This is a genomic window from Mycolicibacterium elephantis DSM 44368, assembly GCF_004014805.1.
Classification (GTDB): domain Bacteria; phylum Actinomycetota; class Actinomycetes; order Mycobacteriales; family Mycobacteriaceae; genus Mycobacterium; species Mycobacterium elephantis.
Genome location: NZ_ATDN01000002.1, coordinates 64,415 through 77,322, shown reverse-complemented (window position 1 = coordinate 77,322; position 12,908 = coordinate 64,415). Strand labels below are relative to the sequence as shown.

The window sequence follows — 12,908 nt, the reverse complement described above, 5'->3', positions numbered from 1 at the left end:
GGTGACGCGCGGAGGGTACGAGGAAACGGACATGACGACGAGCCAGCCGGGGGGCCAGACCCCCTCGCCCGAGACCGCCTCCGGTTCTGCCCCGCCCAAACCCACGCCGGGTTCTCTCCCGCCCAAACCCACCCCGGGTTCTCTCCCGCCCAAGCCCACCGCCCGACCGGGTGGGCCGCGGCCCGGCCGGCCGGCGCCGACCGTGGTCGCGCCCCCAGCGAGCGATCCGCACCGGTTCGGCCGCGTCGACCCCGACGGCACGGTGTGGCTGATCACGGGCTCGGGTGAACGGATCATCGGGTCGTGGCAGGCAGGCGACACCGAGGCGGCGTTCGCCCATTTCGGTCGGCGTTTCGATGATCTGCACACCGAGGTCGCCCTGATGGAGACCCGGCTGGAGTCGGGCAGCGGCGACGCCCGCAAGATCAAGGCGGCGGCGACCGCGCTCGCCGAGTCGCTGCCGACCGCACATGTGCTCGGCGACGTCGACGCACTGGCGGCCCGGTTGTCCGCGATCATCAACCACGCCGACGAGGCCGCCCAGGCCGAGAAGGCCAGGCGCGAGGAGTACCGCGCCGCCCAGACCGCCCGCAAGGAGGCGCTGGCCGCCGAGGCCGAGGATCTGGCCGCGAACTCGACGCAGTGGAAGGCCGCCGGCGACCGGCTGCGCGAAATCCTCGAGGAGTGGCGCACGATCACGGGGCTGGACCGCAAGACCGACGACGCGTTGTGGAAGCGCTACTCGGCGGCCCGTGAGACGTTCAACCGCAGGCGCGGATCGCATTTCGCCGAACTCGACCGGGAACGGGCGAGCGCGCGCCAGGCCAAGGAAGCGCTGTGTGAGCGCGCCGAGGAACTGTCCAGCTCCACCGACTGGGGCCCGACCAGCGCCGCGTTCCGCGAGTTGCTCGCCGAGTGGAAGGCCGCCGGACGGGCGGCCAAGGACGTCGACGACGCGCTCTGGCAGCGGTTCAAGGCGGCCCAGGACGTCTTCTTCGCCGCACGCAACGCCGCGACGGCCGAGCGCGACGCCGAATTCCGCGCCAACGCCGAGGCCAAGGAGAAGCTGCTGGCCGAGGCGGAGAAGCTCGACACCTCCGACCTCGACGCCGCCAGGGCCGCGCTGCGCGCGATCGGCGAGAAATGGGACGCGATCGGCAAGGTGCCCCGCGAGCGTGCGGCCGAACTGGAGCGTCGACTGCGCGCGGTGGAGAAGAAGATCCGTGATGCGCCGACCCGCGGGGTGGACCCCGAGGCCCAGGCCCGCGCCGACCAATTCCGTGCTCGCGCAGAGCAATTCGAGCGCCAGGCGGAGAAGGCCGCGGCGGCGGGCCGGGAGAAGGACGCCGCGGAGGCGCGGGCCAACGCCGAGCAGTGGCGCCAGTGGGCCGATGCGGCCGCCGAAGCCCTGGGCAAGGGACGCTAGAACCTACCGCCGGCTCAGCCGGTGCGCGCGCCGATCGTCACCGTCGTCTCCATGCGGTCGCCGCCGCGCACGAACACCACCGGTTCTTCGGCGCCCGGCTGGGTCTGACGCAACACGGAAAGCAGGTCCTCGACGGTTTCGACGGGCTCGCCCGCGAGTTCGACGATCACGTCGCCGGGGCGTAGCCCAGCGGCCGCGGCCGGCGCGCCGGGGTCGACACCGACGACCAACGCGCCCTGCTCGGTGTCCACACCGAACCTGCGCTGGATGGCGGGGGTGACCTGGCTGGTGGAGATACCCAGATACGGGTGGGTGGCCTGGCCGTCGGCGAGCAGTTGGTTGGTGACGTCGAGCACGGTGGCCGCGGGGATCGCGAACCCCAACGACACCGCGCCCACCTCGGGCGGAATGTAGGCCTCGTTGATCCCGACCACCCGGCCGCCGGCGTCGAGCAGGGCGCCACCCGAGTTTCCCGGCGAGATCGGCGCGTCGGTCTGGATCAGATCGACCAACGACTGGGTCTGCGCCGCCGAACCGGGGATGTCCCGGTGCAGGCCGGAGATGACGCCGGCGGTGACGGAGTTCTGAAAGCCCAACGGGCTGCCGATCGCCACCGCGATCTCCCCCGGGCGCGGCAGGTCGGTGCGGAACTCGGGCACCGGCAGTTCCTTGCGCTCGGTGCGCACCACCGCCAGGTCGGTCACCCTGTCGGTGCCGATCACCTGGCCCGCCGAGCTTTCTCCGTCGGCCAAAAGTATTGTCACAGTGCGTGATTGACCCACCACGTGCGCGTTCGTCACGACCACGTCGGGACGCAGCACCACACCGCTGCCGGCGCCGTCGTCGCGCTGCACGGTCACCACGCTCGGGCTGAGGCGCTCGACCACATCGGCGAAGCCCACACTGATGTCGAATGGTGCGTTTGGCGTGCTGGCAGGCGCCGTCGCGGCGGGACTCGGCGGAGGCGGAGACGCCGCCGGCGGTTGAGCGCCCCGATCCGCGCACCCCGCGATGAGCAGAGTCGCACCCGTCACGGCGATACCGATGCGCTTCACATCCACCCCGTTAGCTCGTCGGCTTGCCGTTACCGTTCCCGTCGTCGTCGAACCGCTCCAGCAGGCCTTTCTGCTGCCGTCTGGCGGCCTCTTGGCGCCGCGCTTCCTCGGCGGCGAGTTGCACAGCGGTGCGGGCCCAGACGGCACGCGCCCAGTGGTAGGTCAACACGATCACCGCCAGCCACGCGACGATGAGCCCGATCCCGGGCCCCGGGTACGGTTCGGCGGCGGTCTGCCGCGACCACACCGCGAGCATGCCCAGCACGCACGCCACCGACGACCCCGCCAGCGCGACCCACGCCAGCGCCCAGCGCCGGGTCAACAGCGCCAGCATCGAGAAGCCGACCCCGAACACCAGGGTGACCCAGATGAACGCGCGCGACGGCAGCGACACGGCCGCCTCGGTCGCGGCGTCGCTACTGGCGAGCACGTCCCAGCCCTCTGCGCCGCCGGTGTGCGGCAGCACGAAGGACAGCAGCACCACGAAGACCGCGATGGCGATCACCAAAGCCCGCGGCCCGGGGTCGATTTCGCCCGCGATGCGGCGTTCGGCGGCTTCGATGTCCTCCTTGAACTGATCGAAGTTGCCGTTGTCGGGAGTACTCATCGGCCGCACCCGGTCGATGTCGCGGGTTGCGTCGGCGCGCCGATGCCCGGCATCCCGAGGCCGACGCCCGTGCGGGGCCGTCGCCCTGCGGCGTGCGCATCACCGGCGCGCGTGCGCCGGTGGGTGCTGATCGGCGCATCGGCGATCAGATGGTGCGGTGCGGCTCCGGTGACCGTCGTGATGACCACGTCACCGGGCCGGATCTCGTAGCCGGCCGGATTGAAATGCACGAGCCGGCCGTCGCGGGCGCGGCCCGACATCCGCGCGGTGCTGGCGTCCTTGCGGCCCTCCCCCGTGGCGACCAGCACCTCGACGCTGCGGCCCACCTGCGCCCGGTTCTCCTCCAACGAGATCTTCTCCTGAAGCTCGATCAGACGCTGATAGCGTTCGCTGACAACCGATTTGGGGATCTGATCGGCGAACTGCGCCGCAGGCGTGCCCGGCCGCTTGGAGTACTGGAACGTGAACGCGCTGGCGAACCGGGCCTGCGCCACCACGTCGAGGGTGGCCTGAAAGTCCTCCTCGGTCTCGCCGGGAAAACCCACGATGATGTCGGTGGTGATCGCCGCGTGCGGGATCGCGGCGCGGACCCGGTCGATGATGCCGAGGAAACGCTCGGCGCGATAGGAGCGGCGCATCGCCCGCAGCACACGATCCGAGCCGGACTGCAGCGGCATGTGCAGCGTGGGGCACACGTTGGCGGTCTCCGCCATGGCCTCGATCACGTCGTCGGTGAACTCGGCCGGGTGGGGCGAGGTGAACCGCACCCGTTCCAGGCCGTCGATGCGGCCGCACGCGCGCAGCAACTTGGCGAACGCCCCACGGTCACGCGGTTGTTCAGGGTCGGCGAACGACACACCGTAGGCGTTGACGTTCTGGCCGAGCAGCGTCACCTCCAGCACACCCTGATCCACCAGCGACTGCACCTCGGCGAGCACGTCGCCGGGCCTGCGGTCGACTTCTTTGCCGCGCAGCGCGGGCACGATGCAGAACGTGCAGGTGTTGTTGCAGCCCACGCTCACCGATACCCATGCAGCGTAGGCGGATTCGCGTGCGGCGGGCAGCGCGGAGGGGAACTCCTCCAACGCCTCGACGATCTCGACCTGGGCGGCCTTGTTGTGCCGGGCACGCTCGAGCAGCACGGGCAGCGACCCGATGTTGTGCGTGCCGAACACCACGTCGACCCACGGCGCCCGCTGCAGCACCGTGTCACGGTCCTTCTGCGCCAGGCATCCGCCGACGGCGATCTGCATGTCGGGGTCGGCCTGCTTGCGCGGCGCGAGATGGCTGAGGTTTCCGTACAGCTTGTTGTCGGCGTTCTCCCGCACCGCACAGGTGTTGAACACCACCACGTCGGCGTCCTCGTCGGCGGCGGCCCTGCGGTATCCGGCCGCTTCCAGCAGGCCCGCCAACCGCTCCGAGTCGTGCACGTTCATCTGGCATCCGTAGGTGCGGACCTGGTAGGTGCGCACGTCGCGGCGAGACGCCGACGTGTGCGCGCGCGCCGACGTGGCCGTCGTCGCGTGTTGGGTAACCACCGAAGTCACGGCCCCATGGTACGGACCGGCTTGCGCGGCGACGTGGGCGGATTGACGACTTCCGGGCATGCTGGGCCTTCCCTCGGTAAGGTCTGCACCCATGGAATCCACGGGGTCGGATGTGAAAGAGGTCGATCCGATCCGATCCGACGTGCCGATGATCTCGATGCAGTCCGTCAACAAATACTTCGGCGACCTGCATGTGCTCAGGGACATCGATCTGGAGGTCGCGCGTGGGCAGGTGATCGTGGTGCTGGGGCCGTCCGGCTCGGGCAAGTCGACGTTGTGCCGCACGATCAACCGGCTGGAGTCCATCGATTCGGGCACCATCGCCATCGACGGCGAAGTGCTTCCGGAAGAAGGCCGCAAACTGGCCCAGCTGCGCTCCGACGTGGGCATGGTCTTTCAGTCGTTCAACCTGTTCGCGCACAAGACAATCCTGGAGAACGTCACGCTGGCGCCGCGAAAGGTGCGTAAGGCGTCCAAAGGGGAGGCGCGCGAGAAGGCGATGGCCCTGCTGGAGCGCGTCGGCGTGGCCAACCAGGCCGACAAGTATCCCGCGCAGCTTTCCGGCGGCCAGCAGCAGCGCGTGGCCATCGCGCGGTCGTTGGCGATGAACCCCAAGGTGATGCTGTTCGACGAGCCGACCAGCGCGTTGGACCCCGAGATGATCAACGAGGTGCTCAACGTGATGACCTCGCTGGCGGCCGAGGGCATGACGATGCTGGTGGTCACCCATGAGATGGGGTTCGCCCGGGGCGCGGCCGACCGGGTGGTGTTCATGTGCGACGGGGCCATCGTCGAGTCAGCCCCGCCATCGGAGTTCTTCACCGATCCCAAGAGCGACCGGGCCAAAGACTTCCTCGGCAAGATCCTGCACCACTAGTCGAAAGGATTCACCCATGCGATCCATTCCGAGGCGCGTCGTCGCGGCCGTCGTGCTCGCCGTAGCGCTGCCGCTGGCGGCCTGCGGTGGTGGCGGTGGTGACAAGATCGTCATCGGGACCAAGTTCGATCAGCCGGGGCTGGGCCTGAAGAACCCGGACGGCTCGATGACCGGATTCGATGTCGACGTCGCCAGGTATGTCGCCGAGCAACTCGGTTACAGCGAGGATCAGATCCAGTGGAAGGAAGCCCCGTCGGCGCAGCGCGAGACGCTGATCGCCAACGGTCAGGTCGATTACATCGCGGCGACGTACTCGATCACCGACTCCCGCAAGGAGAGGGTGTCGTTCGCAGGGCCGTACCTGATCACGGGCCAGAGCCTTCTGGTGCGCAGTGACAACACCGACATCGTCGGCGCGGAGTCGTTGGAGAACAACAAGAAACTGTGCTCGGTGACGGGTTCGACTCCGGCGCAGAACATCAAGGACAAGTATCCGGGTGTGCAGTTGCAGCAGTACGACACTTATTCGGCGTGCATCGAGGCGCTGAAGAACGGCGCGGTCGACGCGGTGACCACCGACGAGGTGATCCTGGCGGGCTATGCCGCCCAGAGCCCGGGCACGTTCAAGCTCGTGGGTGGCACTTTCTCCGAGGAGCGCTACGGCATCGGCCTGAAGAAGGGCGACACCGAGCTTCAAACGAAGATCAACGACGCGCTGGTGAAGATGGAGCAGGACGGCGCGTGGAAGGCGGCCTGGGACAAGAACCTTGGCGCGTCGGGCCTGCCGGCTCCCCAACCGCCGGCGATCGACCAGGCCTAGCGCACCTCGCCGCACGTGGAGATCTTCACCAGGTACCAGGCCCAGATCTTCGAGGCGTTCTGGACCACGATCCAGTTGACGGTCTATTCGGCCGTCGGGGCACTTGTGCTCGGCACGGCGCTGGCCGCGATGCGGCTGGCCCCGGTGCCGGTGCTGAACTGGCTCGGTGCGACTTACGTCAACGTGGTGCGCAACACCCCGCTGACGCTGATCATCCTGTTCTGTTCGTTCGGGATATCGCAGACGCTGGGCATCACGCTGGTGGATCCCAATTCGCTGACGTCGATCGAGGACAGTAACTTTCGGCTCGCGGTGCTCGGATTGACGGTCTACACCGCCTCTTTCGTCTGCGAGACGCTGCGCTCCGGAGTGAACACCGTGCCGCTGGGCCAGGCTGAGGCGGCCCGGTCGCTGGGGTTGTCGTTCGGGCAGAATCTGCGGATCATCCTGTTACCGCAGGCGTTTCGGGCGGTGATCATCCCGTTGGGTTCGGTGCTGATCGCGTTGACCAAGAACACCACCATCGCGTCGGCGATCGGCGTCGCGGAAGCGGCGCTGTTGATGAAGGAGATGATCGAGAACGAGGCGGCGCTGCTGGTGATCGGCACCATCTTCGCCGCCGGGTTCGTCATCCTGACCCTGCCGCTGGGATTGGTGTTCGGGTGGCTCGGAAAGCGGATGGCGGTGGTGCGGTGAGCGGCTCGGTGCTGTTCGACGCGCCCGGCCCGCGGGCGCGGATTCGCAACCACGTCGTCACGGTGCTCACAGTGGTGCTCACCCTGCTGGCGCTGTGGGTGGTGTACACGAAGCTGGAGGCCAAGGGCCAGCTCAGCGCCGAGAAGTGGAAGCCGTTCCTGACGGCGAACCTGTGGACGACCTACATCATGCCCGGCGTCGAAGGCACGCTTACGGCCGCGGGCGTGTCGATCGTGCTCGCGCTGGTACTGGGATTGGTGCTCGGGGTGGGCCGGATGTCTCACGCGCTTCCGGTGCGGTGGGTGTGCTCGGTGATCGTGGAGTTCTTCCGCGCGGTACCGGTGCTGATCATGATGATCTTCGCCTACTTCCTGTTCGCGTTGTACGGCGTCTTCCCCGGGGAGCACCTGGCGCTGGCGGGTGTGATCACCGGACTCACGCTGTATAACGGCGCGGTGATCGCCGAGATCGTGCGGGCCGGTGTCGCGGCGCTGCCTCGCGGACAGAAGGAAGCCGCGTCGGCGTTGGGCCTCACCTCGGGACAGACGATGCGCTCGGTGCTGTTGCCGCAGGCGATCACGTCGATGCTGCCGGTGCTGATCTCACAGTTGGTCGTGGTGCTCAAGGACTCCTCGATCGGCTTCGTCATCACCTTCGTCGAGTTGGTCCGCCAGGGCACCCAGGTCGGCGCGGCGTATGGCAACTACATCCCCGCTTTGATGGTCGTCGCGGTGCTGATGATCAGCGTGAACTTCACCCTGTCGTGGTTGGCGACCTGGGTGGAGGGCCGGATGCGCCGGTCACGCCGCGGGACGGCGCCGCTCGACAGCGAGGCCGTCGAGCAGGAAGTCGTTCCGGGCCCGGCAGCCCCGTAACTTCAAAACGTTCGGCCCTGTGATTGAACCGTCGAGCCGGTTCGTACGTGCCCCAAGAGTGGTTGCCGTGCTCGCCGGGGAGTTGCCATGAATGCGCCTATTCGTTCGTGTCTCTCATCAGCGGTCGCGGTGATCGGTGTCAGCGGGCTCGTGTCGACCGCGGCGATATCACCGCCCGAACTCGACGAGCCCGACCACCGCGCCGTCGCGCTCACGGCACAGTCCCAACTGCTGCCACCGCCGGCCGTCGATGCCCTCACGTCGCCGCTGGTACTCATCGATCGCCAGGCGACCTTCCATATCGAGCTGCTCACCGATTTCCTTGTGACAGGTGCGGAACTGTTCGGGCGAATTCCCCCGATCGCCGGGGCCCTGCTGCAGGACATCGGGAACGGCACGCCGCTGCCGACCGCTCTCAGCCGCGCGCTGCGTGACTTCGCCGACGTCGAGTTCGAGGCCGGCCGCGAGCTGGTCGGGTTCGCCGAGGACTGGGCCAACTTCCAGATTCAGTTCATGCGCGATCTGGTCGCCGGGTTGCCTGACGTCATCGCAGATGGGCCTTTCGGTCAACTGGTCAACGCTGCCCTCGATGTGGCGTCCCTGATCGTCGAGGGCGTCGTCGCGTTCTCCCATGCCGTCATCACGGTGGCCGAAACCGTCGTCGGGGACGTCCTCGGCGAGGATGCTGAGGCTCCCGCGCCGGCGTCGGCCGTCGTCGCTGCGGAAACGACCCCGCAACCGAGTGCGAAACCGGCGTTGTTGCGCACCGTCGAACCGCAGCCGGCCGCCGACGAAACTGGAAAGTCCGTGGACGTGGACGTCTCCCCCGCCGAGACAACAGAGCCCTCCGCTGACGGGACTTCCGATGAGGAGACGTCCGAAGACAGCAGCGGCGAAGCCGAAGAACCGACCGAGGACTCGCCCGTCACCGCCACAACCGCCACGACGAGACAACCCCGGGTGCCGAGGTCGATAGCCGAGGTGCGCGAGGCCCTCTCCGGCCCGTCAGCGCGGAGCGAGGACAGCGACGCCTCCGCCGACACACCCGACACCAAGTCCGACGCCAAGTCCGACGGGGACGACGGCGGCCACGACCGCGAGGACGGAGGTGGCGGGGGCGACGGGGGCGACAGCGAATAACCATGCTGCCGTTGAGCTTTCGTGTCTACAGCAGCTCGGCGCAGCGGCGCAGCAGCTCATCTCCCGGCGGCTGATAGAACGACAACACGATATGCTCGCAGCCGGCCTGGGCGTAGTCGGCGATGCTGTTCAGTTGCGCGTCCACCTGTTCGGGACGGTCGGGGTACAAGAACAACTGCGCGCCTCGGCGGATCGACGACGGCTCGCGACCCAGTTCGGCGCATGCGTCGTCGAGGTGATCGTTGGCAGCGGTCCATTCCTGCGGCGAGGTCGACGGCATGTTCCATTCGTCGGCATGGCGTGCCGCCACCAGCAGCATCCTGGGCTGCGCGGCACCGACGATGATCGGCGGATGGGGCCGTTGGACGGGCTTCGGTTCGCACCGCGCGTCGGTGAGCGTGAAGAACCGTCCCATGAACGTGACCGACTCCTCGGTCCAGAGCCGTCGAATCACGGTGAGTGCCTCATCGAGCATCTCCACCCGGGCGCCGGGGCGGGGAAAGTCGATTCCATAGCCGCGGTGTTCGGCTTCGTGCCACCCCGCACCGAGGCCGAAATCCATTCGGCCTCCGGAGATGTGGTCAACGGTTACCGCCATCTTGGCCAGCACCGCAGGGTTGCGGTAGGTCACGCCGCTGACCAGACATCCCACCCGGGCGCGCTTGACCACCACGGCCATCGCCGCCAGCGTGGTCCAACCCTCCAGCGTGGGGCCGACGGGGTCGACCAGACCGTAGAAATGGTCGTAATTCCACACCGCCGGAAACCCGAGACCGTCGGCGGCACGCCAGAACTGCTCGAGCGTGGGGTAGTCGAAGGTCGGCGCCAGCTTCACCGAGAGCAGCATGCCGGAATGCTAAACCCGGCGTCGCTCGTGTTCGGCGGCCAACTCCGCGTTGACGACGTCGACGGCCAGCGTCTGGTGGTATCCACGACGCGCCAGCATCCCGACGAGTCGGCGCATCACCTTGATGTCATCGCCGTCGTCGAGTTTCTCCCGTCGCAGCCTCGCCCGCACCAACTCCTCGGCCCGCTCCCGCTCCGCTCCGGAGTCGATGTCGGCCAACGCGGCGGTGATCACCTCGTTGTCCACGCCCTTGTTGCGCAGCTCGGCGGCCAACGCCCGCTTACCTTTTCCGGCGTTACGCCGCCGGGACCGGACCCACTGCTCGGCGAAGTCGGCGTCGTCGACCAGACCGACGTGCGCGAGGCGATCCAGTACCCGGTCGGTGACGTCCTCGGGATAACCCCGTTTGGTCAGCTGCCCCGCCAACTCGGCGCGGGTACGTGCGCGCACGGTGAGCAGGCGCAGACAGACGTTGTGCGCCTGCTCCTCGCGGGAGACCTCAGAAGTCGACTGGGGCGGGCAGGACTTCGTCATCGGCCAAATCAGCGGTCACCACGGCACCAATGCCGAGCTTTTCCTTGATCTTCTTCTCGATCTCGTTGGCGACGTCGACGTTTTCCATCAGGAACGACCGGGCGTTCTCCTTACCCTGACCCAGCTGCTCACCCTCGTAGGTGAACCAGGAACCGGATTTGCGGATGAAGCCCTGCTCGACACCCATGTCGATGAGCGAGCCTTCCTTGCTGATGCCCTTGCCGTACAGGATGTCGAACTCGGCCTGTTTGAAGGGCGGCGACACCTTGTTCTTGACGACCTTGACGCGGGTGCGGTTGCCGACCGCGTCGGTGCCGTCCTTGAGGGTCTCGATCCGTCGGACATCCAGGCGGACCGAGGCGTAGAACTTCAACGCCTTTCCGCCCGTAGTCGTTTCAGGAGAACCGAAGAAGACTCCGATCTTTTCCCGCAGCTGGTTGATGAAGATCGCCGTGGTACCCGAGTTGCTCAGTGCACCAGTGATTTTGCGCAACGCCTGGCTCATCAGCCGGGCCTGTAGGCCGACGTGGCTGTCGCCCATCTCGCCTTCGATCTCCGCCCGCGGCACCAGCGCGGCCACCGAGTCGATGACCAGGATGTCCAGCGCGCCCGACCGGATCAGCATGTCGGCGATCTCCAGGGCCTGCTCACCGGTATCGGGCTGGCTCACCAGCAGCGAGTCGGTGTCCACGCCGAGTTTCTTGGCGTACTCCGGATCAAGTGCGTGTTCGGCGTCGATGAACGCCGCGATGCCGCCGGCGGCCTGGGCGTTGGCCACGGCGTGCAACGCGACCGTGGTCTTGCCCGAGGATTCGGGGCCGTAGATCTCCACGACCCGGCCGCGCGGCAGCCCGCCGATGCCGAGCGCCACGTCCAGGGCGATCGACCCGGTGGGGATGACCGATATCGGCTGGCGCACCTCTTCGCCGAGGCGCATCACCGAGCCTTTACCGTGGCTCTTCTCAATCTGCGCGAGCGCCAGCTCCAGGGCTTTCTCGCGGTCAGGTGCCTGCGTCATGGGTGGGTCTCCGTCCCTCTAGATGTTCCGGTGTTCGGCGATCGGTTTCGATCAGGTGGCCATGACGCTAGAGGCGGCCACCGACAAGTCGGCCTGACCAGCATCTAGCCGTCGAACACTGCCCACGATAGACGAACACCTGTTCGATTCAAGCGTGACACGCCGTCGCCTGAGAAGGCGCCGTGGTCGACGGCTCGCCCTGGGCGGTTCCCGCGGCCTATCGTGGGGTCATCCCGGCCGGACGGGGCCCGCATGCACGAAATGGCGATAACGCAGAGTGTCGTCGACGCGGTGTGTGAACACGCCGCGGGCCGTCGAGTGCACAGCGTCAGGCTGGAAGTCGGCGCGCTGTGCGCCGTCGTTCCCGATGCGATGCAGTTCTGCTTCGAACTGGCCACCGAGGGCACCGTCGCCGACGGCGCCCGGCTGGACCTCGACGTCCAGCCCGGGTCGGCGCGCTGTCGCACCTGCGGCGAGAACTTCGTACTGCCCGACTTGATCCTGTTGTGCCCCTGCGGCAGTGCGGATGTCGAGGTGGTCGCGGGCCGCGACCTGAAGATCCTGTCGATGGAGGTGAGCTGAACATGTGCGCGACATGTGGCTGCGGCGAGGAGAGCCCGACCATCACCCTGGCGGACCACCCCCATCCGCACGAGCACCCCCATCCGCACGAGCACCCCCATCCGCACGGTCATGTGCACACCGAGACCGTCTCCCTGGAGCAGAAGGTGCTGGCGAAGAACGACCGGTTGGCCGAGGACAACCGCGCCTGGCTGGCCGAACGCGACATCCTTGCCCTCAACCTGACCAGCTCGCCGGGTGCGGGCAAGACGACGCTGCTGGAACGCACGGTTCGCGAGCTCAACCGCGATCACCCGGTGGCCGTCATCGAAGGCGACCAGGAGACGCTGCTGGACGCCGAGCGCATCAGAGCCACCGGGGCGCGTGCCGTTCAGGTGAACACGGGCGCCGGCTGTCACCTCGATGCCGCGATGGTGCACCGGGCTCTGCAGACCCTCGACCCCGAACCGGGGTCGATCCTCTTCATCGAAAACGTCGGCAACCTCGTCTGCCCGGCGCTGTTCGATCTCGGTGAGCACAGCAAGGTCGTCGTCATCTCGGTGACCGAAGGCACCGACAAACCGCTGAAGTATCCACACATGTTCGCCGCTGCCGGGCTCGTGATCGTCAACAAGATCGACTTACTTCCGTACGTAGACTTTGATCTTGAAAATTGTTGCGGCTACGTGCGATCCGTGAATCCGGGCGTGGAGATCCTGCCGATGTCGGCGACTAGGGGTGATGGTACCGCGCAGTGGTTCCGATGGATCGACAATCGCACAAACGTCGTCATGCATCCATCACCCGTTGACAACGGTTGACCCCGGGAGTAGACCCAGAAGTTAGCGCTCAAGAAGTCGGGCGCAGGTCGCTGTGACGAGGGGAGCCCCAGCCCGGCTCCCGGT

14 protein-coding genes are annotated in these 12,908 nt (G+C 67.5%); 8 read left to right on the top strand and 6 right to left on the bottom strand.

The window, feature by feature from the left end; genetic code table 11:
- The first annotated feature begins 31 nt into the window (after positions 1-31).
- On the top strand, positions 32-1,426 hold the full coding sequence (locus tag MELE44368_RS02785; RefSeq protein ID WP_128107088.1) for a DUF349 domain-containing protein: 1,395 nt from the start codon (positions 32-34) through the stop codon (positions 1,424-1,426).
- A gap of 14 nt (positions 1,427-1,440) precedes the next feature.
- On the opposite strand, the gene MELE44368_RS02780 is transcribed toward MELE44368_RS02785, so the two are convergent.
- Genes MELE44368_RS02780 through miaB form a run of 3 tightly spaced genes read right to left on the bottom strand, consistent with a single transcriptional unit; the run spans position 1,441 to position 4,695 of the window.
- The gene (locus MELE44368_RS02780; protein WP_128107087.1) at positions 1,441-2,481 is read right to left on the bottom strand and encodes a S1C family serine protease; all 1,041 of its coding nucleotides are present in this window, start codon (positions 2,479-2,481) and stop codon (positions 1,441-1,443) included.
- Between the two features lie 10 nt (positions 2,482-2,491).
- Positions 2,492-3,088: an Rv2732c family membrane protein gene (locus tag MELE44368_RS02775; RefSeq protein WP_206613660.1), complete on the bottom strand. Its 597-nt coding sequence runs from the start codon at positions 3,086-3,088 to the stop codon at positions 2,492-2,494.
- The gene (miaB, locus tag MELE44368_RS02770) at positions 3,085-4,695 is read right to left on the bottom strand and encodes a tRNA (N6-isopentenyl adenosine(37)-C2)-methylthiotransferase MiaB (RefSeq protein ID WP_276050854.1); all 1,611 of its coding nucleotides are present in this window, start codon (positions 4,693-4,695) and stop codon (positions 3,085-3,087) included. The genes MELE44368_RS02775 and miaB overlap by 4 nt, the downstream gene beginning before the upstream one ends.
- 88 nt (positions 4,696-4,783) lie before the next feature.
- Here miaB and MELE44368_RS02765 point away from each other — a divergent pair, with 88 nt between their 5' ends.
- The 5 genes from MELE44368_RS02765 to MELE44368_RS02745 all read left to right on the top strand — a co-directional run bounded on the left by MELE44368_RS02765 (position 4,784) and on the right by MELE44368_RS02745 (position 9,043).
- Positions 4,784-5,512 (top strand): amino acid ABC transporter ATP-binding protein, encoded by a 729-nt coding sequence (locus MELE44368_RS02765; RefSeq protein ID WP_128107181.1) that lies wholly within the window; start codon positions 4,784-4,786, stop codon positions 5,510-5,512.
- A gap of 16 nt (positions 5,513-5,528) precedes the next feature.
- On the top strand, positions 5,529-6,332 hold the full coding sequence (locus MELE44368_RS02760) for a glutamate ABC transporter substrate-binding protein (RefSeq protein ID WP_128107085.1): 804 nt from the start codon (positions 5,529-5,531) through the stop codon (positions 6,330-6,332).
- A 15-nt stretch (positions 6,333-6,347) separates the two neighbouring features.
- On the top strand, positions 6,348-7,028 hold the full coding sequence (locus MELE44368_RS02755; RefSeq protein WP_128107084.1) for an amino acid ABC transporter permease: 681 nt from the start codon (positions 6,348-6,350) through the stop codon (positions 7,026-7,028).
- The gene (locus tag MELE44368_RS02750) at positions 7,025-7,903 is read left to right on the top strand and encodes an amino acid ABC transporter permease (protein ID WP_128107083.1); all 879 of its coding nucleotides are present in this window, start codon (positions 7,025-7,027) and stop codon (positions 7,901-7,903) included. The genes MELE44368_RS02755 and MELE44368_RS02750 overlap by 4 nt, the downstream gene beginning before the upstream one ends.
- 87 nt (positions 7,904-7,990) lie before the next feature.
- The gene (locus MELE44368_RS02745; RefSeq protein ID WP_128107082.1) at positions 7,991-9,043 is read left to right on the top strand and encodes a hypothetical protein; all 1,053 of its coding nucleotides are present in this window, start codon (positions 7,991-7,993) and stop codon (positions 9,041-9,043) included.
- Positions 9,044-9,068: 25 nt separating this feature from the next.
- Here the strand turns inward: MELE44368_RS02745 and MELE44368_RS02740 are convergent, their stop codons facing one another.
- From MELE44368_RS02740 to recA, 3 genes are read right to left on the bottom strand one after another with little or no spacing between them, the layout of a single operon-like run.
- Positions 9,069-9,890 carry a TIGR03560 family F420-dependent LLM class oxidoreductase gene (locus tag MELE44368_RS02740; protein ID WP_128107081.1) on the bottom strand — a complete coding sequence of 274 codons (822 nt, stop codon included), beginning with the start codon at positions 9,888-9,890 and terminating at the stop codon, positions 9,069-9,071.
- A gap of 9 nt (positions 9,891-9,899) precedes the next feature.
- A complete protein-coding gene (recX, locus tag MELE44368_RS02735) occupies positions 9,900-10,424 on the bottom strand; it encodes a recombination regulator RecX (protein ID WP_128107080.1) in 525 nt (174 codons plus the stop codon).
- Entirely contained in the window at positions 10,390-11,442 is a 1,053-nt protein-coding gene (gene recA, locus MELE44368_RS02730; RefSeq protein WP_128107079.1) for a recombinase RecA, read from the bottom strand. The genes recX and recA overlap by 35 nt, the downstream gene beginning before the upstream one ends.
- A gap of 252 nt (positions 11,443-11,694) precedes the next feature.
- Here recA and hypA point away from each other — a divergent pair, with 252 nt between their 5' ends.
- A complete protein-coding gene (gene hypA / locus MELE44368_RS02725) occupies positions 11,695-12,024 on the top strand; it encodes a hydrogenase maturation nickel metallochaperone HypA (protein WP_046753229.1) in 330 nt (109 codons plus the stop codon).
- A gap of 2 nt (positions 12,025-12,026) precedes the next feature.
- Positions 12,027-12,824, top strand: coding sequence for a hydrogenase nickel incorporation protein HypB (hypB, locus tag MELE44368_RS02720; protein WP_128107078.1), 798 nt, complete (start codon positions 12,027-12,029; stop codon positions 12,822-12,824).
- The last annotated feature ends 84 nt before the right edge of the window (positions 12,825-12,908 follow it).

Bases quoted from the DNA above. Each gene is read 5' to 3' on its own strand.
- MELE44368_RS02775 (WP_206613660.1), bottom strand. From the start codon at position 3,088: ATGAGTACTCCCGACAACGGCAACTTCGATCAGTTCAAGGAGGACATC.
- miaB (WP_276050854.1), bottom strand. From the start codon at position 4,695: ATGCCCGGAAGTCGTCAATCCGCCCACGTCGCCGCGCAAGCCGGTCCG.
- recX (WP_128107080.1), bottom strand. From the start codon at position 10,424: ATGACGAAGTCCTGCCCGCCCCAGTCGACTTCTGAGGTCTCCCGCGAG.
- hypB (WP_128107078.1), top strand. From the start codon at position 12,027: ATGTGCGCGACATGTGGCTGCGGCGAGGAGAGCCCGACCATCACCCTG.
- hypA (WP_046753229.1), top strand. From the start codon at position 11,695: ATGCACGAAATGGCGATAACGCAGAGTGTCGTCGACGCGGTGTGTGAA.
- MELE44368_RS02765 (WP_128107181.1), top strand. From the start codon at position 4,784: ATGATCTCGATGCAGTCCGTCAACAAATACTTCGGCGACCTGCATGTG.
- MELE44368_RS02745 (WP_128107082.1), top strand. From the start codon at position 7,991: ATGAATGCGCCTATTCGTTCGTGTCTCTCATCAGCGGTCGCGGTGATC.
- MELE44368_RS02785 (WP_128107088.1), top strand. From the start codon at position 32: ATGACGACGAGCCAGCCGGGGGGCCAGACCCCCTCGCCCGAGACCGCC.
- MELE44368_RS02740 (WP_128107081.1), bottom strand. From the start codon at position 9,890: ATGCTGCTCTCGGTGAAGCTGGCGCCGACCTTCGACTACCCCACGCTC.
- MELE44368_RS02760 (WP_128107085.1), top strand. From the start codon at position 5,529: ATGCGATCCATTCCGAGGCGCGTCGTCGCGGCCGTCGTGCTCGCCGTA.
- recA (WP_128107079.1), bottom strand. From the start codon at position 11,442: ATGACGCAGGCACCTGACCGCGAGAAAGCCCTGGAGCTGGCGCTCGCG.